Raw genomic sequence first — 25258 nt, forward strand, 5'->3', positions numbered from 1 at the left:
ACTCATGAAAAAAGCGGCTATCCGCCGCCTTCTCCTGCCTTACTCTCCCGATTCCGCCAGCTCCGTCGCCTCCGTAATGAACTGGTCCAGCTTGCCTTCAGCCTTAAGACGGTCGATTGTCTTGTTCACAGCTTCCACCAATTTCGGGCTATCCTTGCGCATGCCGACAGCATAACCGTCGCTCGCCGGCTTCAATACGACGTCAGCTACTGCCAGCTCCTTGCGATTGGCTTCATAAGATTTAGCTACTGGCTTCTCTACCAGAACCGCGTCAATACGCTTCGTTTCCAACGCTAACACAAGGTCGTTCACCTTATTCAGCAACTCGGCTTTTGCTTCCGGAATTTGTCCGATTACATCCTCGAACGTAGAACCTTTTTGAACGCCTACCTTCAAACCTTTCATATCTTCGGGTGACTTGTATTTATCCTTGTCTTCCGCCCGTACGATGACACCAGCTTCAGCAACATAGTATGGTTTGGAGAAATCCATCGCTTTCTGGCGGTCAGGAGTCGGGTCCATGCCGCTGATGGCGATATCGATCTTTCCGGTCGGTACAGATGCGACGACAGAGTCGAACTTCATGTCCTTAATTTCAAGCGGCACTCCTAAGTCCTTCGCGATTTCCTTCGCGAGCTCAATATCAAATCCGACAATCTCGTCTTTCCCGTCGACCGTTGCGTGGAACTCGAATGGCGGATAGTCCGCGCTCACTCCGAGCACCAGCTTTTTGTTCTCCATAACTGTATCATAACGGTCGCCCTTCGCTCCGCAACCGATGAGAAGACTCATTAATAGTGTGCATATGGTAACGATTTTCAGTGCTTTCATAGATGACATCCCCGCTTCTTCTATCTATTTTACCCTATCATTTCGAAGGGCTGAACTCATTATACATGATGGTGTATACTTATACAATCCTCTTTTCAATAATTTTTCATAGAGGCGCTTTCATCTTGCCGAAACCTTCCTATAGTCTGCACGAGGGGGAGGTCGCAACTTGAGCTTCTCTCCCCGTTCATTCATTCGCTTATTTTGCATCATCGCTGAGCTCTGTCTATTCTGTAGCTGGCGCTTGCTTCACTGGAAATTTCACATTAATTAAAGTCTTCCCCGGTTCCGATTGAATCATTAACTGGCCTTGATGTCGATGCACAATACTATAGCAGATCGATAGTCCTAGACCTGTCCCTTCCGCCTTCGTCGTTACAAATGGAGTCCCCGCCGACTCGAGCACTTTCTCTTCAAAGCCGGAGCCCTCATCCTCCACCTCTAACCATACTGACTCCTCTTCATAACGAGTTCGTATGTACAGCGATTGATTAGCATCCATTGCCTCCAATCCGTTGCGAATCAGATTATGGAGCAACTGGCGAATCTCTTTCTCATCCATTTCTAGCGCTGGAGTCTGCTGGAGATCCAAGTGGATATATTGACAATTTGCCGTCGCTGTCGCTTGGACAAGCGGATAAATATGAGATATGACATCGTTTAATGACTTGAAACGGAATTGTACGAACTTGTGCTGTGCAAGCGTTAAATATTCGGTAATAATCGTATTCGCCCGCTCTATCTCTTCTATCATCGTATCGAAATAGACATGCTCCTTAGCGTGTTCAGGCTTGCTTCGCAGCAGTTGCAGAAAGCCCCGTACCGTCGTTAACGGATTGCGGATCTCGTGGCTGAGGGCCGCTGCCATCTCCCCGACGATCTTCAATGAGCTCATACGCTTCATTTCTTGTTCGAGTTGCACCTGCTTTCGCAGCGCTTCCGTCATGCGATTCATGTGCTCGCCCAGCTGCCTGAATTCATTGCTCGTCTCGATGCGCAGCATGCCGTTGTAATTACCGACGGCAATTCGGGAAGAAGCAGATACGAGCTGATGAAGCGGCTTCGTAATTAACTGACGCACCCAGACAGCTACGAGTAAGTAGATGGCGAGGACAAGCAACAAAAAGGTGACGACTGAAATGATCGATAGGTTCACGAAGACCTCATCGACGACAGCAACAGGAAGCAGAATCATTGCACTCCACGCCGGTTCTGATAGACGCACAGAAAAAACGTATATTTTCTGCTCATGATATTTCGTTATTACGACCGTTTCTTTTTGCCCTTTAATCTCATTGATGATAGGTACCAACTCGGTAGCAGAGTCAATATTATTGTTGGAAAAGTTAGTCTCTTTGTCATCCGTATCGTATAAAATGTCACCTTCGTTCGTAATTAATAAAATTTTGCTGGTCGGATGTATCGTTAGTTTGGAGGCAATCTGTTGCAAGTCACCATATCGAATATCGACACCGGCCACACCAATCACTCGGCCTCTCTCATCGGTAACCGGCGTGCTGATCGAAATAATTGGGAGGTTCACATAAGGGTCCATGTACGGCGAAGTGATATAAGTGCCATTCTTCTTCACCGCACCATGATAAAAGTCGTATCGAGGATCGTCTCGGAATTGGGGTAATGATTCATCGATGTAATTCGTTTGATATAAATTAGACAAGCGTCCTTCTTTATTGTTTCCATACCAAGAAGCGAACCGTCCTTGCTTCTCATAGTCGGATTGCATGGAGAACCAGTATCCGAACACGAGTTCATTCGGCTGGCGGGCGTACATTTCGGTCACATCGTTCAGGTCAGACTTGATATTGCGGGAAGAAGCATAAATTCCTTGGATAACACGGGCATAGGTTTCCACCATCTGCCGATGGTGGCGAATGGCCGCTTCCACTTCGTGAGCGGCCATTTTTACTTGATTCATGTAGTTCTCTTCCGTGTTGTTCCGAATCGTCGAGCGTACGGCTTCATAGGAGAAGACGAAAATAATGGCAATCGCTGCAGCGACGGATACAACAATATGAATAATCATTTGCCGAGGAATCGTTCTATTCATAGCATCCTCCGAATTCGAATACGCCTGGATCGATGTCGGTTACAATCTGGATGAAATGTATAAGCGCAGCTCTTCAAGATCAAACGGTTTAGAGAAAAATCCAATTGCGCCCGCTGCTTTCGCTTCATTCACCTTCTCGGTATCGCTATATGCGGACATCATAATCACTTCTGTACTCGGACGCATCGTCCGTATCGTTCGCAACACGTCAAGTCCACTCTGGTCGGGCAAGCTTACATCCATTAACACGATACGGCTTGGGCACTGGCGCAACAGCTCCAGAGCCTGAGCTCCTGTTTCCGCTTCCAGCACTTCACAGGGAAAGTCATGAAGCGCCTCTCTCAACAACACTCGAATCGGATATTGATCTTCCACGATAAGTAAAGAGAAATGACTCTTATGTACGTCTTCTACAGAAGCATCATCTGACACGGAAGCAGAGCCCTTCCATTCTACAGGCTGTGGTTCATTCGAGACGGCTCCTCTTCGCTTTACATATTTGAAATACAAATAGATTAAAAAAGGGACAGAAGCAGCACAGATGACGAACAAAAACAATCCCATAACCTATCCTCCTTCCAATGAGGACGACAAGAATCGAATAATTGCGACATCTTGTCGCAATATTGATCTCATTATAGTATGTTTTGTCGATTGAAGATACGAATATTTACCTTAAATTTCACAAAAAAAAGACTTTTGCATGAAAGTGAACATACAAAAGTCATATTTTCTAACTTTTTTCCTCATCTACGATCTGTAGTTCCGGCATCATACGCACTGGGAGCGTTACGATGACCGTCGTGCCGACATCCAGTTCACTCTCGATTGTCATTTCACCGCCATGGGCTTTCACCAATTCGAACGTAATAGCCAAGCCTAACCCGGTTCCGCCATGACTCGGATTTACTTGGTAAAATTTATCCATCACTTTCGCCAGATGCTCATGGCTAATCCCGATGCCTTGGTCGACAATTCGCACGACTGCCTTCTCTTCATCCCACGTCGTGTGCACCGTAATAACCGATTCTTTTGGAGAGAACTTGATGGCATTGTCGATGAGATTCAGAAATACTTGTTTTAATCGATTGGTATCGGCATTCAACGGAATCTCGGTCCCGCGGACTCGCTCTTCGAGCGAAATCTGTTTTTGTTCCGCCTTCTTCTTCACTTGCAGCATCGTATCTTCAATGACATTGGCCAACGATACCGGATGCCAGTGGAACTGCAGCTTGTTCTGCTGCAGCTTGGAGAAATCGAGCAGGTCTTCGACAAGGCCGATCAGGCGATCCGTCTCCTTCGAGATGACGTTCATACCTAGCTTCGTCTCTGCTTCATCGTATTGTCCGGAAAGCAGCGTCTCGCTCCAGCCTTTAATTCCCGTTAATGGTGTCCTCAGTTCGTGAGATATGGAAGATATAAAGTCATTCTTAAGCTGGTTGCTCCGTACAATTTCGTGCGCCATAAAATTAAGCGTCTTCGCGAGCTCACCCAGTTCATACTTATAGCCTTCTTTAATTCGAATGTCGAACTGCCCTCGAGCCATCTGTGCGGATGCGGCCGTAATCTCGTTGACTGGCTTCACGATAGAATTCGCCAATCCCAAGCTGATGACGAGCACGACGATAAGGACCGCAATTGAGACAATGATGGACAAGAGCACTATGCCGTTAATTCGGTCATTTACCAATTCTAACGAGGTCACCAGCCGAAGCACGTAGACAATGTCGCCACGCACTAGAAGCGGAGCCGATACTGCCATGACGGCTTCGCCGGTACCCGGCTGCTTCCCGGTCCATTGATTGATATTCCCGTTTAGCGCGCTTATGACATCGGAAGTGGTGACTGGTGTGTCCACTTTGAACTCGTTCGAAGTGACCAGAACCTTCCCGCTGCGATTCAAGATTTGAACTTCGGCGTTATCTAGTTTAAATAGCTTCAATAGCTCGGTAAGCCACCCTTGATCGTCTTCGTTCGAACCCAGACTCAAATAACGTTGATAATACGAGGTAGTTACGGCCGAATGATACGTCAGATGATTCGATACCGACTCATAATAGTACGTCCGTACGGAAATTAAAAAAATGGCTTCTAAAATAAGCATCGTCAAAAATACAACGATGAAATAATGCAGTACGACCGAACGGCGTATGCCGGGTTTTATCATGAAGAAGTTCCTTTCCATTTATACCCGTGTCCCCATACGGTTTCCATATACTTCGGCGCAGATGGCTCATCTTCTATTTTCTGCCGCAAACGGCGGATGTTAACGTCAACGATTTTGGGATCACCCATGTAATCTTTTCCCCACACATGATCCAACAATACGTCACGGCTTAACGTCATGTCCTCTTTTTCCATGAAGAACTGCACTAAGGAGAACTCTGTCGGTGTTAAATCAATAGCTTCGTTCAATTTCGAGAACCGTTTGGCTATCAGATCTAACGTAAACGGACCCGAATGATATACTACCTTCTGTGCCGACTGCTGGTACGAATTCACCCTGCGCAGTAAAGACTGAATCCGCGCGACAAGCTCTGTCGGACTGAACGGCTTGCTTACATGATCGTCCGCACCAACGGAAAGGGCATAGACCTTATCCTGCTCCTGAACCTTCGCCGTCAAGAAAATAATGCCCAATCGTTCATTATGCTCCCTGACGCGGCGGCACACTTCAAACCCGTCGATGCCTGGCACCATGACATCAAGCAACGCAATATCGATGGTCGGATCATTCATTATCATTTGGAATGCATCGTTGCCATTGTCGGCTTCCACGACATCAAAGCCATTGCGCTTCAAATTGATGACAATAAAGCTGCGGATGGATTCTTCGTCTTCGAGGATTAGTATTTTCGTCATCGTTTCCGTCTCCTTATCTATTTACTGTTGCTTTCATTATTGTTTAATTCCGGAATCTTAGGTAGGCCTTTGTTCAGTTTAAGCGGTTCATTACTGATGATTCCGATTATTTTATCACCAAAAGAACTTAAGTACGTCCATTTCTCTTTGTTTAAATCCCACATTACAGGAGTGAAAAAACGGATCTCGGCTAGTTTTTCATTCGTATTCTGGTCGACGAAGATAAGAATCTCATCCTTTTTCGATTTCGTATCTACCGTAACGCGACCATACCATGATTTCGGGAACGTCAGATAGAAACGATCCAGATAATCTCGGTACTGCTTGTCAACCAACTTCAAGCCATTGCTTCCATCCCACTGAAAGTAGTTCGTAAAATAAGGAATTTCATAGGATTCGTACAGACGATCCCAACCTGACGGTGTCTCCGGCATAGCGATTTCTATAATCCCGTCGCCATTAATGTCAGCACTCGTGGTAAAATGCGGCTTCAAGGTCATGTCATCACTCAGCACTTGCTCCAGCACCTTGTCCTTATTCAACACGACAACATTCGTCAACCAATAGTTGGCACCTGCCGATGCATCCATCACGATTCCTTTGTGATCTTTACTAATGAAGCCGGACACCATATTAATATACATGTTTACTTCTTTATCCATAGCCAGCTCATTAAGCTTGACCATCTTCCCATTCTGATAATCAAATGCGGTAAGAACCGGGGACTGACCGCGGCGATTATTCACGATAAACAGCTGGTTTTTTCCGTTCTGATCAAGATCATCAATAACAAATTGCGAGTAAGGCTGCTCAAACAGTTTGTTGATTCCGTCCTGCGTGAACGTATATATGACAAGACCTTTGTTCAAGTCCGTGTCGTTGCTTCCATATCCGACCACCAGATCCAACCGGGAATCGTTCGTAATATCGATAAGTTCAACAGAGTCGAGCTTGATGCCTTCCCCGTCAAAATCAACGACCATTCTCCATGAATCCCCGTCCCTGTGAAAAACCATCCCATGTATGCGGACTTCCTTTTCCGGGGTCTCATAAAAAACGACCGCCGTATCCGCAAGACCGTCGTTATTCAGATCCGTGACCCGGATCGCGCTCGCGTCGTCCGAGCTGGTCGGGCGTATAAGTATCGCTCCTTCGGGCAGCTGCGAAGCGATCATGCTTTTTAGGTTAGCCTTCTCAGTAGGGAGCCTTGGAACGCTCATCAATGATTTAGGATCTTGAATCCACTGGCAGCCGCTGAGCATCACGCTCAGCAGAATGAGAAGAAGTGACGCGCTGTGTATGAGCCGCTTAGTTCTCAACCTCATCCCTCATTTCATAGTTAACTTGATTTCATTGTATCCTTGAACGGGGTGAGTATTCGACACCCCTATCCCTATCGAGTGAACCAAATACCTATCTATTATAAAAAAAAAGCGCCACCAAAAGGTGACAATCCCGTGACAAACCAACGTTATTTAATACCACAACGCATCGATTACCCCATTCTCGGCTTTGATATCATTCAGATCGTATATCGAAATTGGAAAATACTGAAATCCGTATACATAAGGGGCTAGATCATACAAGCCGAAAAACAGGACAAGCGCCTTATCCGTCATATAAAAATCCTGATTTTTATCAATTGACTTGAACGGTTCGAATGTCGGTATTTGACGCTGTTTGATTTGTGCGGCAACATGCTTGGATAGCTCCGCGACATATGGAACCCCAGGTTCGAACAATTGTGCGAGCGTAATAAGCTGACCCGAGTCCGTCTGGAACGTCAGACCGCGTTGATAGGTCATCCCATGCGCGGCACCCTTCGTATAGCCATACACAATTAATACAAGACTGATAAGCCCACGTTCATTTAGCTTGATTTCGTAGGTACCGGTTACCTCAGTATCTTGTGATTCCTCATAGCCAGTCATCTGTATTAATTTCACAGCCTGATCGCGAATGGCTCGATTCATTTTCGCTGCGGCTTCGGGATGTGAACTGCTGCTAACCTGAGGCACATACACTTCCAATCGCGGCTTGCGGATGACATACGGCTCGAGTTGCGCTGGTAACGGATGCAGCATGAATCAGCCATCTCCCTCAAGTAACATAATGTATGCTGACACAGAACGTAACGGATGAAGCTCCGTGGTCTGCACTAGCATATGCGCAAGAAAGAGATGGCGTGACAAATGCCCATATTTCTTTATAAGATAAGAGCTTTCTCCGACTGAAGCAAGCGCCGGCCTTTCACATCCACTACGATTTGGCCTTGCTTCAGTCCCCATATGCGGGTTGCATATTTTTCAGCCAGCTCCACTTGGTGGAATACGGCAATGACGGTCTTGCGCTGCCTGAAGCACAGTCCCTGGAACGTCTCCAGCACTGAATCGGCCGATTTCGGATCGAGACCTAATACCGGTTCATCGGCAAGCAGCACATTCGCACCATGCACGAGCGCACGAGCGATAGCGACCCGCTGCTTCTCTCCTCCACTCAAATCCCCCGTCTTCTTATGGGCTTTATCGAGCAGACCGAGCATTTCCAGCGTATCCATTGCCCCCATATAATCGTCGGAACGAATCATGCCTGTAGCCATGCGCCACAGCGGCGTCTGGTGGAAGCGGCCGATAAGCACATTTTTGAGCGCCTTGCGATTAGCAGCCAGCACCGGATTCTGCTCCAAATAAGCAAACTCGCGCCACACCTTGCGCTTTCCGTTCCATTGCTGGGCGATCATATCGGCCCCGTCCACGACCAATTTTCCGCTTGTCCAGCTTTCACGCAGCGCTAGACACTTCAACAGCGTCGACTTTCCGCTCCCGCTCGGGCCCACGATCCCGATGAACTCACCGGGTTGAATTTCAAAGCTCAGTTTATTCAGAACCGGTTCCGCCGGAGGATACCGCTTTACAAGTCGTTCTACTTTAATCATCGTTACTAGCTCCTCTCCATCCCGATAACGGCAATCCCAATAGAGGTTGTCCAAAAGTGATATTTTTGAACATGCACAAATACAGAAGTCATATTAATCCCCGACGTATCTGCTTCACTTCATTCATTCAATTAATGCTTATATTCTAGTGTAAGTAAGTTAACACCTAACTTGCAAGCGTTTTTGTCGCACGCTTGAAGATAAAGCCCAGCAACGAAAATCCGATATACCATATTCCCAATAAATAGAACATGCTTCCGATAGAGATGTGCTGGATGCCGAGTCCTGCCAGATTCGGACCAATGATGCTCCCTAGACTGAAGTGAATAGATGCAATCACGTTCGCCGAAGGCAAATAAGCTTTGGGCAATATGTCTGCTGCGTACGCGAGACCAAGCGAGAAAAATGAGCCGACTAGACCTCCCACAAGCATGAACATAATTAATATGCCCCATATGTTCGTGCCGAAGAGTGGAATGAACAAGAAGCCAAGACCGCCTAAAATCCCGCAGGTCATCAGTACTTTTTTACGATCGATACGGTCACTCAAAATTCCGAGCGGCAGCTGGAGAATGAGTCCGCCAATGCCGAAGAACGGCAGCAGGTACGAAATCCACTCTTGCTCCAATCCGAGTCGCAAAGCATATACAGGGAAGTTGCTGTTCATGGACGCTTCCATATACCCATATAGGAAGGCCGGCAATAGCGCAAACCAAGCCCATTGATACGAGCGAGCATAACGCTTCTCCGGTCTTGAACCATCCTGCATCATTTCCGCGCGTTGATCCGGCAGCTTGAAGAAGACGATTCCCATGACGATGACGAACATGAGCACGATGACGATAAACGGTGCCGCATCACTAATTTTCAGCAAATTAATTCCTAATGGACCGAAGCTGAACCCAACGCCATAAGCCATCCCGTACAAAGAGATGTTCCGTCCCCTCCGGTGCGCCGGACTAACAGATACTGCCCATAACTGTGTAGCATAATGAAGCGCGCTGTCGCCAATACCGACCACAAGCCGCAGCACGAACCATACCCAAATATTTTGCATGATCGGAAAGAGCGCCAGTGCTGCTGTAACCACTATTAAACCGCCCAAAATCATACGTTTGAAGCCAACCTTGATCAATATCCGTTCCACCAAGAACATCATGGCAAATACGCCGATATATAGTGCCGTTGCATTCAAAGCATTCAAGTCGGACGGCACGCCCATCCGCTCAAGGAAGATGGTGAGCAGGGGCAATAGCAGCCCTTGACTCAATCCGGTAAATGTGACAACAATAATAAGAATGACAAATTGCCAAGTGGGGGAACTTGTTGTTTTCCGCCAAGCAGTCATATTTCTACCTCCCCAATTCTATTATTCCGCTGAGAGCTTCTATTTAAAAAGAGCGTTTCTACCCGCCCATGTCCGCATCTCCCCAACATTTCAACATTATAGTAGACAATCCTATGCAAAACAATTCATAATGAATATATAGCGTATCGACATTCAAGGGGGCTCCGTAAAACATGACCTATCATGTTCGCATCGACTGTTCCTCGGTATATGAACTCATTGGAAGCTTCATGCTGTTCGCACATCGCAAATGGATTCGGAATGTGGAGAACGGAACGGAATGGATTCGCCAAATCGAGCAGCAGCTTCCTTCCGAATGGAACACCCACACCGAGAAAATTCGCAAATATACGTTAAGCGATTTCGACCTGTTGTATGCCATGGCGCTTGAACGCAAGGGCCATGATGATATACTCGACTACATCTCACAGTTGGAACATGCGACTGTTGAAGACTGGACGCAGCTCAAACAGCATTACGGTTTAAAATCACATTCTTTCAACCAAGAACGCGCACAGTTGATTTACGTGCCGGCGCTCAAGTTCTGGTATGAGCAGTACATAAGCCGCTCCATTGCAGAATGGGAACCGATTCTTAAGCATGATGTAGAAGAAAAAGCACGGTTGATGAGCAAAATATCTCCGTCCGAGCTCATTGAAGTCGCGACAAATGGTGTCGTCATCCCTGACAATGGCGAAGTATCCGAGGTTATTCTCGCACCAATGTGGCATTATCGCCCGATGAATCAAACCTGTACGTTTCAAGGCAAAATATTAATACTGTATGCGGTAGATGAGCCAGAACCATCCGATCTCCTCCCGCCATACAGCTTGCGCCGCATGACTCGCGCTTTGGCAGATGACCATCGGCTGCGGCTATTGCGTTTTGTCGGCCAGGAACCGCGTACGTTCGCGGACATTCAAGAGCATCTGTCGCTTACGACGGGAACCGTCAAGCACCATTTGGCCGTTCTGCGCTCAGCCGGATACATACGCACCTATTGGAATGGCAAAGTAGAACGAATATCTCTCCGTCAAGAAGGGCTTGCGGACTTGTCCGCATTTTTGGAAGACTATGTTCAATCATGACATGAAAGACAGACAGCATAAGCGTAACCGCTAGGTCCTCTCGCGCCTGTCTTGTCCATCAGGCGTAAGGAGGTGGCTGTAATGACGTCACGAGCAAAACAGACGTTATTGTTCGATCTGGACGATACCCTCGTTCATTGCAACAAATATTTTGATGTGGTCATTCAACAATTTATGGATACGATGTCGACTTGGTTTAAATCTTGGCACATCGGCTCACGGGAATTCAAATCGGTGCAAGCTCAATTCGATATTGCCTGCGTGCAGCACAACGGCTTCCAAAGTGAACATTTCCCGCGTTCCTTCATTCAGACATATCATCATTTTTGTCATTTGACCGGACGCAAACCGTCCACGAGCGAAACCGATTTGCTTTGGAAAATAGGCATGAGTGTATACGAGATGGAGATTGAACCCTATCCCGGCATGGTGGAGACACTCGATTACTTGCGTGATGAAGGACATAAGCTGTTCTTGTATACCGGCGGCGAACCTATCATTCAGCAGCGCAAAATTGATCAGATGAAGCTCTCGACTTACTTCGGCGACCGCATCTTTATCCGCCAGCATAAGACGTCAGATGCGCTTGCAGACATTGTAAATGAACACGACTTTCATCCCGCAAGTACGTGGATGATCGGCAACTCGGTGCGAACGGATGTCATCCCCGCACTGCTGTCTGGCTTGAACGCCGTCTACTTAAAGCAGCCGAATGAATGGTCATATAATGTCGTAGACATCGATACAGCGCCACAGGGAGCCTTCTACACCGTTGAACGGTTGATAGACGTCCCTCATGTTATTCAGCAGTGGCTGTCAGAGAAGCAGGACAATCCATCGTAACATGGATTGTCCTGCTTTTATATTGAAGTTGTTATTCCTCGATTTCAAGCCGCAGCTCGCCGGTGGAACGATTAGCCCAGACCAACCTGCCTTTTACGGACTCACTGCCTTGTTTGAAGCTTAGTCGTTTGGTTGTCCCTTTTTCCAGCAGCTCCCGAATCATCGTTTCCGAGATCGTCTTGCCGACGGCGAGGTTTTTCTTCCAGACGACGAATTTGCACCCTTGCTTGTAATTGGAACATCCGAAGCCTTTGCGTCCGGAAATCACCGTCCCTCCACACCCTTCACGTGGACAAGTGCCGAATGAGGCCATGGATGCGCTAGAGCTTGAGTCCGAGTTCGCTCCGTCGCTTGATGCACGTCCTGCTTTCGCACTGCCCAGGCTGCCTGCATCTTGCTTCGATACAGATGCTTGTCCGTTCCCTGTACGTTGGCCTCCGTCCTTGCCTCGACCCTTGCTCGTCCGGTCGGGCTGAATTTCGGCCAAAATGTGTGCGGCGACAGGCGCTTGCTTACCGACGCATTGAATGACATGCACCGTAAATTTGCGAACAGCATCCATAAACACGGTCTCCGACGCTTCCCCGCGGGCGATCTGCGTCAGTCTCCGCTCCCACTGTCCCGTCATTTCGGGTGACGTCAATAGGTGAACGCCGGCTCCACGGATGAGCTCTACGGCCGTCTTCCCCTTCGCCGTCAGCGTCAATCGCTTGCCAGTCATCGTAATATATCCGACCTGCTTCAAGCGCTCTATCGTGGCCGCACGCGTCGCAGGCGTGCCTAGTCCCCCGTCCTTCATCGCTTCCCGGAGCTCTTCATTATCGAGCTGCTTCCCGGCACTCTCCATCGCCTTCAGCAGTGTTCCTTCCGTGTACGACTTCGGCGGCTGGGTCGATTTCGCCTTCCACTCCGCGTGAATGCACAACGCCGTCTGGTCCTTCTTTACTTGGAACACAGCATTCTCATCCAGCTCAATCACCTCGTCAGCTGCACCGGATGTCTCGCCATCTTCCGCTTCTTCCTTCTTCTTGGCACGTTTCCCGGTACGCTTCGCCGCGGCGTCGTTGTCTGAATCATACAGCACCTTCCAGCCGCGAATGCGCCATTGCTTCAATGATGTCTTAAACGTCTCCCGCTCCACCTCCGTCAGGACGGTGTACAGCGTGTACTCCGCGAGGGGGAAGAAATGAGCCAGCAGCCGCCGGACGATCAAATCGTATACTTTGGCTTCGTCAGGCGCGAGCGAACCCGGGCGTTTCGTCGTCGGCAGGATCGCGTGGTGATCCTCTACCTTGCTCGGGTTGCATACGCTTCGATTGCCGCGATGAACGCGCTTCGGATCGGCCATGTTCGCCCAAGCGGCATAATCAGGCATCTGCTTCAGCATATTCACTGCTTGATGCATGCTACCAATATTTTGCTCCGTCACATAATTGGAGTTGGTACGCGGATAAGTTATCACCTTGTGCTTCTCATACAGCGCTTGCGCGATGTCCAACGTCTTCTTGGCCGAAAAACCGAAGCGCGCATTCGCATCTCTCTGCAGCAGCGTCAGATCATAGAGCTTATAGGGATATTCCTTGCCTTCCTTAATCGTAAAGTCGGCAATACGCCCCTCTTTCCCATCCACCCGCTCGACGATTTCAGATGCGGTCTGCTCGTCTTGAATGCGGTCTCCTTGCCTCGCCCCTTTATACGTCACCTCTCCTTGCTGAAATTGGGCCGTAATATCGTAATATGATTCCGGCTTGAACGCCGCAATTTCTTGTTCGCGGTCATATATCAGCGCCAAGACGGGCGTCTGTACCCGTCCGACAGACAAGAGAGCCTTATGCTTCGTCGTAAATGCGCGGGATGCATTCATCCCAATAATCCAATCCGCTTCACTGCGCGCCCTGGCCGCCGCCGTCAGCCGCTCATACTCTTCAGCGCCTTTCAGCTCTTGGAAGCCGCGGCGTATCGTCTCCGCGGTCAAGTCGGAAATCCAGAGCCGCTTCACCGGATGCTTCCATCTGAAATGCTGCTCGATGAGCGCAAAAATATACTGACCTTCCCGCCCGGCATCACAAGCGTTAATAATGGTATGACACTGCTTCGCAAGATCCCCGATCTGCTTCAATTGATCTTTCGTGCGCCGCTCCGCAACGATTTTGAATGCAGACGGCAATATCGGGAGATCGTGAAATGACCACCGCTTATATTTCGGGTCATACACTTGCGGCTCCGCAAGACCAAGCAAATGGCCGATGGCCCACGTAACAATATAATTGTCCCCTTCGATGTGCGTACGGTGCTTGCGTCCTCTCGGTTCAATGACGGAAGCGATGGTGCGCCCCATATCGGGCTTTTCCGCCACGACTAGCGTCTTCATCCCCTCACCTCTTCTTTCTGACAACAGAAGAAGCCGCGTATGACCAACGCAGCTTCTTGCGGCGATTCCTATCCTTTCATTATGAAATAGGAGACAAAGGAATGCAATAAAATAGTTCTTAATTATCCCGCGGCGATGCGATTAGGCCGCTTCCCCTCCTTGATGGCTAATGATTTGGTTTCGTTTGTACTTTCGCTTAATTTTATGAAATCGGAACAAAAATAGATGTTTGTATGAGCGAAAATTGTCTGAAATGCATATTGTATAATAAATTTCAAAGAAAGAAGGCGATAAGCTAATGCCGACATTAATTAATTACAATAGATCCCTCTTAAGCAACTTGGCTGATTCCTCCGATGTTAGACTTACGGATACACCTACCTTATTGTTGGAGTTTGGACTCTTCGTTGCCCCACCGACGAACTTTATCGAGCTTATATCAAGTGTGGGCTGGACGGCGGATAGCCGAAAAAACGAACAGCCTACCCTTCAGCTCAGAATTTTACAAAATGGTGTATTGGTTGCCAGCATAAGACAAGACGCAACCGACAGCGCAGAGGGAGCAGACTGCTCTTCCAATAATCTTTCCACCTTTCAAGCGGTACTGACAAATGTACCTGTAGGAGAACGCGTTTATCAATTATTCGCTTTGAATGAAAATCCGAGACACGGATCGATTACAGTAACTGGTCCGGTCAACATTACAGGAAAAGTCATCGCCTAACCTTCTCATCTATCATGTAAAGCGGTTTGTGGCGCAGATGTGTCACAAACCGCTGTTCGTTTATTTAAAAATACTCTTTGTATTCTTATCCCTGGTTTCTTGTCTATGGTACGCTGATCGTTGGAGCAGTACGGTCTTCGTACTTCCCCTGCTTCGCCGTCATTTTATTACATAGGCTAGCAATAGAATGACGCTTCGGCAGTACAAAAGCTAACTAACAACAAACAGATGCAGATTAATGCCTGAATGATAATGCCAGATGCCGATATGCAGACTTTGTGTTCGGCGTGTGACCCTGTATAGCTGTTATGTAGGATATATGTATGACAGACGTTCGTCGGCAGTAACGGATAGAAATCTATTTTTTACCTATCGCTTATGAAATGTGCAGGAACACAGGCTCATTTATACTGATGCACATATAATACGCCGATGACGATGAAATCAGGGGGGCATGAGGAAGGCAATGAAAATATTGTTCGTTTTTTTTGTTCCTAGCGGTGGCATGGAAACGTTGAACCGACTGCGCTGTCAAGCGTTGAAAAAACGCGGCATCGAATGCCATTGCCTTTATTTCATGCACGGTGCGGGTATGCAAAATTATAATGACACCCCTACTTTTTTTACGAATGAAGATCAAAAAATACAGCATATTGTCGCCCAAGGAAGCTACGCGGCCATCATCGTCGTATCTGCCTATGAGTTTGTCCAAAAATTGCGAGAGTTCGGATATGAAGGACTTATTATTTTTGAAGTGCAAGGATACGGTGAAATGGGAGCTGCCCACAAAGAATTAACCAAGGCAGCGCCGCATCTTCTTCCCCATGCCAATGCGCTCCTAAACCCGAAGACGCCTTATATTTCCGACATATTTTCAACTCTCTTTCCCCATATGCGTAAATATGAGTTCAACAATTGCCTGGATACGAAGTCATTCACATATCGGTCATTACCGAAAAAACCGTTCCCAATCATCGCATGGATCGGCAGACTCGAGGAACGTGACAATAAAAATTGGCGTGAATTTCTAATTATAGGACATCATTTGCTTCAACATAATCCGAAGATTCAATTATGGATGTTTGAAGATGCCAACTTGGCTTCACCCGAAGAAAGAGTGCAGTTCGAACAGATGGTCCATACTCTCCAACTGAATCAGCATTTGGTGCTTCAATCGAATGTGCCTAATCGACAAATGCCAGATTATTTCTCGATGATTGGCGACTCTGGAGGCATGTATTGCTGCACCTCCAAATCAGAGGGCGGACCTTTTGCGGTGCTAGAAGCGATGAGCTGCCGCTGTCCGGTGTTAACGACGGACTCGAGCGGCGTCCGCAGCTCTGTCCTTCCACATGTCACCGGAATATATTACACGCTCGGCAATATCCAAGAAGCTGTCTACTTTGCACTGCAGCTAATGCGCAATGATTCCTTGCGTCACACTATTGTTGACAATGCCCAGAAGCATGTCAAAGCCCATTTTTCAATTGAACAATATTGCAGTCAGTTTATCGCCATGCTGCAGGATTTAGGGGCAAAAAAATAAGAAGCCGCGCTTCATGGGCGCGCAGCTTCGGATCATCCCCGCATCGTCTCATTCCAATAACGATCTGGAATCAACAGTGACGGAAGCGGATACTCCCACCATTCTTGTTTCCTTTTCACTTCATTTTGGGTTTCTCAACAAGCTCCATCTAAGGCAGCAAGGTAGAGCCCATTAGATAATGATCAACCTCGCGAGCCGCTTCACGGCCTTCATTAATGGCCCAGACGACCAAGCTCTGTCCACGGCGCATATCGCCGGCGGCGAACACACGCTCCACGTTCGTCGCATACTTGCCATAAGCCGCCTTCACATTCGAATGGCGGTCCGTCTCGAGACTGAGCTGTTCAACAAGCGTCTTCTCCGGCCCATCAAAGCCGATTGCGATGAGCACAAGCTGAGCCGGGAATACACGTTCCGTTCCGGGTATCGGCTTATATATTTTGCGGCCAGTGTCATCCACTATACGTTCGATTTGTACCGTGTGAAGCTCTTTCACACGCCCTTCCTCATCCCCGACGAACTTCGTCGTCATGATAGAGAACTCACGCGGGTCCTGACCGTATAGCGCCTTCGCTTCCTCGTGCGCATAATCGAGCGTATACACATTCGGGAACTGCGGCCACGGATTCGCGATGGGGTCGCGTTCTTGTGGCGCTTTCGCATGGGTACCGAATTGCGTAATACTGCGGCAGCGATGGCGCAGCGCGGTCGCCACACAGTCTGTTCCCGTATCTCCGCCGCCGATGACAATGACATCCTTGCCCGCGGCCGTAATATATTGGTTATCTTCCAGTCCGGAATCCAAGTAGCTCTTAATCGTTCCGTTCAAATAATCCATCGCGTAATGAATGCCTTGCAACGTACTGCCTTCTATAGCGAATTCACGCGGCTTCGTAGCTCCTCCGCACAATACAACCGCATCATAATCAGTTGTCAGCTTCGCGCCAGGAATATCGGTACCGATTTCCGTATTCGTAATGAAGGTAACGCCCTCCGCTTCCAGAAGCTGTACCCTACGTTCAACGACGCCTTTATCCAGCTTCATCGTCGGGATACCGTATGTGAGCAGCCCGCCGATCCGATCGGCACGTTCGTAGACGGTGACGAGGTGACCGGCTTTATTAAGCTGTGCCGCACATGCCAAGCCAGCTGGCCCGGAACCGACTACGGCGACACGCTTACCGGTTCTCATTACAGGAGGCTCAGGCTTTACCCAGCCTTCTTCGAAGCCACGTTCGATAATCGCTTCTTCGATCGTCTTGATCGTAACAGGCAGGCCGATAAGTCCGACCGTGCAGGAGCCTTCGCATGGTGCTGGACAGACCCGTCCTGTAAATTCCGGAAAATTATTCGTCTTATGGAGACGTTCCAATGCTTCTTGCCACAATCCGCGAAACACGAGACTGTTCCATTCCGGAATTAAGTTGTTGACTGGACATCCCGAAGTGCCCCCTGACATTTCAATGCCGGTATGGCAATACGGCGTGCCGCAATCCATACAACGGGCGCCTTGCGTGCGCAGATCCTCTTCATTCATATGTTTGTGGAATTCTTCCCAGTCCTGTAACCGTTCCATCGGATCGCGGTCAGCCGGAATTTGACGACGATATTCCATAAATCCAGTAGGCGTTGACATGCTTTCTCCTCCATCCGTCTGTCCGTAAAGCGTTGCACGTTCATCCAACAATATATTAGGCTGCGTATTGCACTCTTCGACATGTTTTTTCACATTATCGTACCTAAATCGTTAGGATAATCCAATGGAGTGATGAGCAAATCATTTGCACTTCAGCACACAACACACTTCTTCAACGATTACGGACATACGTCAAAAAACGGTGGCGATACTTATTTTTATCATCTACAGTTCCCTGTTCCTCACCCACACACTTCCACTCCGTCTCATCATATTCAGGAAAGTAAGCGTCCCCGTCAAATGTCTCGTCGATACGTGTAATGAGCAGCTTATCCGCATAGGGCATGAACTGCTTGTATATTTGCGCACCTCCAATAATCATGAGTTCATCCTGCTCAGCGAGCGGCAGCACATCATGAATATCGTGGACAGTTTCCGCGTCCTGGGGCTTCCATGCCTGATTGCGCGTGACGACAATATTCCGTCGATTCGGAAGCGCTCCGCTTAACGAATCAAATGTTTTTCTACCCATCACGACGGTCTTGCCCCGCGTCATCTTGCGAAAATAAGCCATATCGTTCGGAATATGCCACGGCATTTCGTTATCTTTCCCAATGAGCCGTTGTTCGTCCATTGCCCAGATCATCGTAATTGACATCGTAATTTGCTCTTCCTCTCGCTTTATCGTTCAGCCTGCAGTCCCGCTTACACCGCTACCGGCGCTTTGATTGTCGGATGATGCTCATAATCTGCAAATTCAAAGTCTTCGTATTTGTAATCAAAAATCGATTCCGGCTTACGCTTAATGATAAGCTTCGGCAGCGGGAACGGTTCGCGCTGCAGCTGCGTGTTCACCTGCTCCAGATGATTGGAGTAAATGTGCACATCTCCGCCGGACCATATGAATTCCCCTACCTCCAGGTCGCATTGCTGTGCCACCATATACGTCAACAGCGCATAGCTCGCAATATTGAACGGAAGTCCTAAGAAGCAATCGACCGAACGCATATTGAGCATGCAGCTTAATTTTCCATCAGCGACATAGAATTGGAACGCATAGTGACAAGGCGGCAGCTTCATATTGTCGATTTCCCCGACATTCCAGGCCGAGACAAGCAGGCGCCGGGAATCTGGATTGGTCTTGATCTGTGTGATCACATTCGCAATCTGGTCAATGACGCGGCCATCCGCCGTCTCCCACTTCCGCCATTGCGAACCGTACACTGGTCCCAAATCGCCATTCTCATCCGCCCATTCATCCCAGATGCGAACGCCGTTCTCTTTTAAATAGCTGATGTTCGTGTCACCGCTGATAAACCACAGCAGTTCATGAACAATTGATTTCAGATGCAGACGCTTCGTTGTCACCAGCGGGAAGCCTTCGTTCAGATTAAAACGGAGCTGACGGCCAAAAACCGAGACCGTTCCGGTTCCTGTGCGGTCTTCTTTTTTTACTCCGTGTTCCAGAACGTCTTGCAATAAATCCAAATATGCCTTCATTTCATCCACTCCGTTCTCTATCTTTCTGATTCATCTAAGTTTAACATTGCTGCGGTAAAAAATCACGATTTTGTCGGGGGGTCATACGAGAGAAATAAAGCTTCTGTCCTCATGTTCCTGAATAACGGGGAGAGTGGAGCAAAGCGATGCAATCCAAGCTCATTCACGCTTTCATTCACAAAAAAATCCCCTGCAGCACGATGCTGCAGGGGCAGATCATATCAATATATCGAACCGTAACAGAATGTAACAGAACCCTCAGAGAGAGGAGGAATTACTTACCTACTGTGTGAATTGGATGGCCAAGAACAACCTCAGCAGCCTCCATCACGATTTCACCCAATGTTGGGTGAGCGTGAATGGTCAACGCCAAGTCTTCAACCGTTGCAGCCATTTCTACTGCCAAGCCCATTTCCGCAATCAAGTTAGATGCTTCAGGACCTACGATTTGCGAACCAAGCACGACGCCTGTATCCGCATCGGATACGATTTTCACGAAGCCGTCAACGCTGCCGCCAAGGGACAAGGCGCGTCCGTTACCAGCGTAAGGGAATTTACCAGCTTTGACTTTGTGGCCTTTTTCCTTCGCTTCGGATTCGGACAGACCGACGCTTGCGCATTCTGGATCCGTGAAGCAGACAGCAGGAATGCATTTGTAGTCAATGACGCTCGGCATGCCCGCAATCGCTTCAGCTGCCACTTTACCTTCGTAAGAAGCTTTGTGTGCAAGCGCAGGACCTGCAACGATATCGCCAATTGCGAAGATGTGCGGAATACTAGTGCGTCCTTGATGGTCAACTTCGACAAGACCGCGATCCGTCATTTTCAGACCGATCATGTCAAGTCCAAGTTCACCGTCCGTATTTGGACGACGACCGACAGTTACGAGCAAGTATTCCGCTGTAACTTCTTTCGTTTCGCCTTTAACTGTGAATTTCACCGTAACGTCTTTATCCGTTTGCGTTGCACTTTCTGCTTTCGCGCCCGTGAAGATTTCAACGTTCGATTTTTTCATGCTCTTCGACACAAGCTGTGTCATATCTTTATCGAAGCCTGGCAATACCATGTCAGCACCCTCGATAACTGTAACTTTTGTACCGAACTTGGAGTACATTTGACCAAGCTCTGCACCGATATAACCGCCGCCGATAACGATCATCGATTTAGGCACTTCTTGCAGTTCCAACGCCTCTGTTGAAGACAGAATGCGGCTGCCGAATGGGAAAGCTTTCAGTTCGATCGGACGGGAACCTGTTGCAATGATGCAGTTCTTGAACATGTAGCGCGGTGCTTCTTGATCGTTGAACACGCGGGCTTCGTTCTCGTTGATGAACATGCATTCACCGTTGAATACTTGCACTTTGTTAGCTTTCAACAGTGCGCCAACGCCGCCGGTCAACTTTTTCACAACGCCGCCTTTGAACTGTTGAACTTTTGTGAAGTCCACCTTCACGTTCTCAGCTGTAATCCCGATTTCGGAAGCATGCTGCGTAACTTCGTATTGATGTGCAGCGCTAATGAGCGCTTTGGAAGGAATACAACCACGGTTCAAGCACACACCGCCGAGTTCGGATTTATCCACGATAAGCACGCTTTGGCCGAGCTGGGCAGCGCGAATCGCTGCCACGTAACCACCAGGGCCCGCTCCAATAACCAAAGTGTCAATATTCAAAGATGCGTCTCCTACTACCATTCTGGTTACACCTCCATCACAAGCAGCTCAGGGTTAGCGAGCAATTGCTTGATGTAGTTCATAAAGTTTTGTGCTGTTGCGCCATCAATGAGACGGTGGTCGAAGCTAAGGGACAATGCCATTACTGGCGCCACTACGATTTCGCCGTTCTTCACAACTGCTTTCTCGGAGATACGTCCTGTACCCAAAATTGCAACTTCAGGGTAGTTGATGATTGGTGTAAAGAACATACCGCCCGCGGAACCGATGTTCGTAATCGTGATGGTGCTGCCTTTCAATTCGTTCGGGCCGAGCTTGCCATCGCGACCGCGAGTCGCCAAATCCTTAATGTCGTTTGCTATCATCCAGATGCTGCGGCGATCGGCATCTTTAATAACCGGTACGATAAGACCATTGTCTGTGTCTGTTGCGATACCGATGTTGTAGTATTTTTTGTACACGATCTCTTGAGCTGCTTCGTCAATCATCGCATTCATCGCTGGGAACTGACGGCATGCTGCCACGAGTGCTTTCACGATGAACGGCAAGTAGGTTACTTTAGTGCCTTTTTTCTCCATCATCGGTTTCAGACGCGTACGGAATGCAACGAGGTCTGCCACTTCAACTTCGTCCATAATCGTTACGTGTGGAGCTGTATATGCCGATTTAACCATGGCGTTGGAAATAGCTTTACGGATACCTTTGAATGGTACACGCTCTTCATCAGCGTCACGGCCTGCTGCTGCAGCCGCAGGAGCGGATTTCGCTTCAGCCGCTTTCGGTGCTGCTGCTTCTTCCTTCGCCGCCGGAGCGCCGCCGTTCGCAAATGCTTCAACGTCTTCGCGTGTAATCTTGCCGTTCTTGCCAGTTGCAGAAACTTCACCGATATTTACGCCCAAGTCGCGAGCAAGCTTGCGCACGCTTGGTGTAGCCAATACATCATGATTCGGTGCTGCTGCCGTACCTTCTGCTTTAGGAGCTTCCACTGCGCCGCCTTGTGCTGGAGCCGCTTCTTCCTTCGCTTCTTCTTCTGGCATTGCTTGCTCAGGGATATCGCCTTCTGCGTCGATGACTGCTACGACTTCACCCATATGGCACACTTGTCCATCTTTTGCAAGCACTTCTAATACTGTACCATTTACCGGACAAGGAACTTCAACGACAGCTTTGTCGTTCTGGACTTCCATGATGATGTCATCATCAGTCACCTTATCCCCCGGTTTAATATGCATTTTAATAATTTCGCCTTCATGCAGCCCTTCCCCTAGTTCGGGGAAGCGATACTCAAATTTAGCCACAAAAACAACCTCCTTCTCTCTGTTCGGTTCCTTCTTAGAAGTTCAATACTTTGTTGACGCCCGCAATGATGCGTGCTGGATTCGGCAACCACTGATCTTCAATCTGTGCAAATGGATACACAGTGTCCGGACCAGCGATACGCAGTACAGGAGCTTCGAGGTGCAGAATTGCTTTCTCGTTGATTTGCGCAATCACTTCTGCAGCCACACCGGAAGTTTTTTGAGCTTCTTGCACGACAATGACGCGGTTTGTCTTTTTGACAGACTCTACGATCGTGTCGATATCGAGCGGCATCAATGTGCGAAGGTCGATGACTTCTGCTTGCACGCCTTCTTTTTCAAGTTCAGCAGCTGCTTTCATTGCTGTATGAACCATCAAGCCATATGCCAAGATTGTAACGTCTTTCCCTTCACGGACGACATTAGCTTTGCCAAGCTCTACCGTATAATCATCTTCAGGCACTTCATCACGGAATGCATGATATAGGTTCAAGTGCTCCATGAAGAATACTGGATCGTTGTCCCGAATTGCAGAAATGAGCAAACCTTTTGCATCATAAGGATTCGAAGGAATTACTACTTTAATACCCGGAGTTTGAATCATCAAACCTTCCAGGGAATCTGTATGCAATTCCGCTGCTTTAACACCGCCACCAAATGGTGTACGGAATACGATTGGCGCATTGTAGCGTCCACCGGAACGGTAACGCAGGCGTGCTGCTTGCACGCACATTTGGTCAAGCGCTTCGTAGATAAAACCGACGAATTGGATCTCAGCTACAGGGCGGAAACCTGTAACGCCCAGACCAACTGCCATACCGCCGATTGCGGATTCTGCCAGTGGCGTATCGAATACGCGCTCGTCCCCGAATTCTTTTTGCAAGCCTTCTGTTGCACGGAATACACCGCCGACATGGCCAACGTCTTCCCCAAATACAACTACGTTAGGGTCTCGTTTCAATTCTACGCGCATTGCGTCGCGAATCGCTTCTTTCATATTCATTTGTGCCATTGCTTTGTTTCCTCCTTACCGTTATCGCAGAGCCAGAATGGAATCAGAACAACCTCGTTAGCTAACGATGGTTCGTTCTATATATAAGTTGCCGGGTCACATCATCTTAGGACCGGCTATATTAATCGATCTTATTGGAAGTCAGCTTTTTGCTCTTCCAAATGCTGCGGTGTCGTTTCGTACATGCTATCGATAAGACCTGCAACTGTCATTTTTTCCGTTTGTTCGGCACGTTTGATTTCAGCGTTTACTTTTGCTTTCGCTTCGTCTTTCACGCGCGCTGTATCTTCTTCGGTCCACAGACCTTTTTTCTCTAAGTATTTACCCAAGCGAACGATCGGGTCTTTAATCGCCCATTCCGCTTCTTCGTCTTTTGTACGGTATTTCGTAGTATCATCCGCCATGGAGTGTGGACGGAAACGGTAAGTTAAGGATTCGATCAATGTTGCGCCTTCGCCTTTACGTCCGCGTTCTGCCGCAATTTGAACTGCTTTAATGACCGCGAGCACGTCCATTCCGTCGACTTGCATGCCGTGGATACCAGCCGCAACGGATTTATGTGCGATCGATTTCGCTGCTGTTTGCTTCGTGAACGGAGTCGTAATGGCATATCCGTTGTTCTGAACGAAGAAGATGACAGGCAGGTTAAATGCGCCTGCGAAGTTCAAGCCTTCATAGAAGTCACCTTCTGAAGAACCGCCGTCACCCGTATAAGTGATTGCGACTTGCGCTTGTTTTTTCAATTTGAAGCCCATAGCAATACCCATCGCGTGCAGGATTTGCGCACCGATGATGATTTGCGGCATCAATACGTTGACGCCTTCTGGAATTTGACCGCCGTGTTGATGACCACGGGAATACAAGAATGCTTGATAAAGCGGAAGTCCGTGCCATACAATCTGCGGCATATCGCGATATGCCGGAACGACAAAGTCTTCTTTCTGCAGTGGATACACGCTGCCGACCATAGAAGCTTCTTGACCGGATACCGGTGCGTAGAAACCGAGACGGCCTTGGCGGCCCAAGTTGATCGCACGATCGTCCCAGGTGCGTGTAAATACCATGCGGTACATAATTTCTTTAAGTTGCTCGTCCGTCAACTCCGGCATCATATCCGGGTTAACAATTTCTCCTTCTGGAGACAAGACGGACAACGGTTGAATATCTTCCGTCTGAACTTCGAATGGGAACTTGCTCATGTTTTCTCACCTCAATAAAAGTTTGAAGATTTTGTTTCGCTGTTATAGAATCATTATACACCTGTTTTAATCGTTTGGTCAAAAGAAAACGCGGAAAAAGTGAACATTTTGTTTATTTGTTGTTATAACAGCACTCAAAACCCACTATAACAGGCTGTTACAAAATTGTGAACTTGTGCACATGCAGTGAACATTTTGATGCACATTATATATGGTAGAAAGCACTTTCCACATTTCTGCTTTCATCCGTGTTCACATTCACGACAATGAACCTAACAAAGATATTATTGTCCAACATGGACTAAATTTTGCATGAGGCGGTGTA

At 48.2% G+C, this 25258-nt stretch carries 21 protein-coding genes; 4 read left to right on the forward strand and 17 right to left on the reverse strand.

Annotated elements, in window-relative coordinates; translation table 11 throughout:
* Nucleotides 1-39: 39 nt before the first annotated feature.
* The 9 genes from M3650_RS15100 to M3650_RS15140 all read right to left on the reverse strand — a co-directional run bounded on the left by M3650_RS15100 (nt 40) and on the right by M3650_RS15140 (nt 10044).
* The gene (locus M3650_RS15100) at nt 40-831 is read right to left on the reverse strand and encodes a transporter substrate-binding domain-containing protein (RefSeq protein WP_251575920.1); all 792 of its coding nucleotides are present in this window, start codon (nt 829-831) and stop codon (nt 40-42) included.
* 226 nt (nt 832-1057) lie between these two features.
* Nucleotides 1058-2899 (reverse strand): HAMP domain-containing sensor histidine kinase, encoded by a 1842-nt coding sequence (locus M3650_RS15105; RefSeq protein WP_251575922.1) that lies wholly within the window; start codon nt 2897-2899, stop codon nt 1058-1060.
* A gap of 39 nt (nt 2900-2938) precedes the next feature.
* A complete protein-coding gene (locus M3650_RS15110) occupies nt 2939-3463 on the reverse strand; it encodes a response regulator (RefSeq protein WP_019423912.1) in 525 nt (174 codons plus the stop codon).
* Between the two features lie 169 nt (nt 3464-3632).
* Nucleotides 3633-5066 carry a sensor histidine kinase gene (locus M3650_RS15115; RefSeq protein ID WP_019423911.1) on the reverse strand — a complete coding sequence of 478 codons (1434 nt, stop codon included), beginning with the start codon at nt 5064-5066 and terminating at the stop codon, nt 3633-3635.
* Nucleotides 5063-5761 carry a response regulator transcription factor gene (locus tag M3650_RS15120; protein WP_019423910.1) on the reverse strand — a complete coding sequence of 233 codons (699 nt, stop codon included), beginning with the start codon at nt 5759-5761 and terminating at the stop codon, nt 5063-5065. The genes M3650_RS15115 and M3650_RS15120 overlap by 4 nt, the downstream gene beginning before the upstream one ends.
* A 17-nt stretch (nt 5762-5778) precedes the next feature.
* Nucleotides 5779-7086: a hypothetical protein gene (locus M3650_RS15125; protein WP_251575923.1), complete on the reverse strand. Its 1308-nt coding sequence runs from the start codon at nt 7084-7086 to the stop codon at nt 5779-5781.
* A gap of 150 nt (nt 7087-7236) precedes the next feature.
* Nucleotides 7237-7845, reverse strand: coding sequence for a DUF3298 and DUF4163 domain-containing protein (locus M3650_RS15130; RefSeq protein WP_251575924.1), 609 nt, complete (start codon nt 7843-7845; stop codon nt 7237-7239).
* 122 nt (nt 7846-7967) lie between these two features.
* Nucleotides 7968-8696 carry a phosphonate ABC transporter ATP-binding protein gene (locus M3650_RS15135; protein WP_251575927.1) on the reverse strand — a complete coding sequence of 243 codons (729 nt, stop codon included), beginning with the start codon at nt 8694-8696 and terminating at the stop codon, nt 7968-7970.
* Nucleotides 8697-8862: 166 nt separating this feature from the next.
* On the reverse strand, nt 8863-10044 hold the full coding sequence (locus M3650_RS15140) for an MFS transporter (RefSeq protein WP_019423906.1): 1182 nt from the start codon (nt 10042-10044) through the stop codon (nt 8863-8865).
* A gap of 173 nt (nt 10045-10217) precedes the next feature.
* Here M3650_RS15140 and M3650_RS15145 point away from each other — a divergent pair, with 173 nt between their 5' ends.
* Together M3650_RS15145 and M3650_RS15150 are read left to right on the forward strand one after the other, a co-directional pair.
* Nucleotides 10218-11132, forward strand: coding sequence for an ArsR/SmtB family transcription factor (locus M3650_RS15145; RefSeq protein WP_251575928.1), 915 nt, complete (start codon nt 10218-10220; stop codon nt 11130-11132).
* 81 nt (nt 11133-11213) lie between these two features.
* The gene (locus M3650_RS15150) at nt 11214-11975 is read left to right on the forward strand and encodes an HAD family hydrolase (RefSeq protein ID WP_251575929.1); all 762 of its coding nucleotides are present in this window, start codon (nt 11214-11216) and stop codon (nt 11973-11975) included.
* Between the two features lie 31 nt (nt 11976-12006).
* On the opposite strand, the gene M3650_RS15155 is transcribed toward M3650_RS15150, so the two are convergent.
* Nucleotides 12007-14346: a type IA DNA topoisomerase gene (locus M3650_RS15155; protein WP_251575930.1), complete on the reverse strand. Its 2340-nt coding sequence runs from the start codon at nt 14344-14346 to the stop codon at nt 12007-12009.
* A 298-nt stretch (nt 14347-14644) separates the two neighbouring features.
* Between M3650_RS15155 and M3650_RS15160 the strand changes: the two genes are divergently transcribed.
* Both M3650_RS15160 and M3650_RS15165 read left to right on the forward strand, forming a co-directional pair.
* Complete coding sequence (locus tag M3650_RS15160) at nt 14645-15070, forward strand: hypothetical protein (protein ID WP_251575931.1); 426 nt, start codon at nt 14645-14647, stop codon at nt 15068-15070.
* Nucleotides 15071-15575: 505 nt separating this feature from the next.
* Nucleotides 15576-16616, forward strand: a complete 1041-nt coding sequence (locus tag M3650_RS15165; RefSeq protein WP_311295087.1) for a glycosyltransferase family 4 protein — start codon at nt 15576-15578, stop codon at nt 16614-16616.
* A gap of 148 nt (nt 16617-16764) precedes the next feature.
* Here the strand turns inward: M3650_RS15165 and M3650_RS15170 are convergent, their stop codons facing one another.
* The 7 genes from M3650_RS15170 to pdhA all read right to left on the reverse strand — a co-directional run bounded on the left by M3650_RS15170 (nt 16765) and on the right by pdhA (nt 24933).
* On the reverse strand, nt 16765-18252 hold the full coding sequence (locus M3650_RS15170) for a glutamate synthase subunit beta (RefSeq protein ID WP_251575935.1): 1488 nt from the start codon (nt 18250-18252) through the stop codon (nt 16765-16767).
* A gap of 172 nt (nt 18253-18424) precedes the next feature.
* Nucleotides 18425-18910, reverse strand: coding sequence for a dihydrofolate reductase (locus tag M3650_RS15175; protein ID WP_251575937.1), 486 nt, complete (start codon nt 18908-18910; stop codon nt 18425-18427).
* Nucleotides 18911-18957: 47 nt separating this feature from the next.
* Nucleotides 18958-19752: a thymidylate synthase gene (gene thyA / locus M3650_RS15180; protein WP_019423898.1), complete on the reverse strand. Its 795-nt coding sequence runs from the start codon at nt 19750-19752 to the stop codon at nt 18958-18960.
* A 274-nt stretch (nt 19753-20026) separates the two neighbouring features.
* The gene (lpdA, locus tag M3650_RS15185) at nt 20027-21445 is read right to left on the reverse strand and encodes a dihydrolipoyl dehydrogenase (protein ID WP_019423897.1); all 1419 of its coding nucleotides are present in this window, start codon (nt 21443-21445) and stop codon (nt 20027-20029) included.
* A gap of 5 nt (nt 21446-21450) precedes the next feature.
* Nucleotides 21451-22722 (reverse strand): dihydrolipoamide acetyltransferase family protein, encoded by a 1272-nt coding sequence (locus tag M3650_RS15190; protein ID WP_251575939.1) that lies wholly within the window; start codon nt 22720-22722, stop codon nt 21451-21453.
* Between the two features lie 34 nt (nt 22723-22756).
* Complete coding sequence (locus tag M3650_RS15195) at nt 22757-23734, reverse strand: alpha-ketoacid dehydrogenase subunit beta (protein ID WP_019423895.1); 978 nt, start codon at nt 23732-23734, stop codon at nt 22757-22759.
* 131 nt (nt 23735-23865) lie between these two features.
* Complete coding sequence (pdhA, locus tag M3650_RS15200) at nt 23866-24933, reverse strand: pyruvate dehydrogenase (acetyl-transferring) E1 component subunit alpha (RefSeq protein ID WP_019423894.1); 1068 nt, start codon at nt 24931-24933, stop codon at nt 23866-23868.
* Nucleotides 24934-25258: the final 325 nt, after the last annotated feature.

This window comes from Paenibacillus sp. MER TA 81-3 (assembly GCF_023713585.1).
Lineage (GTDB): Bacteria > Bacillota > Bacilli > Paenibacillales > Paenibacillaceae > Paenibacillus_B > Paenibacillus_B profundus.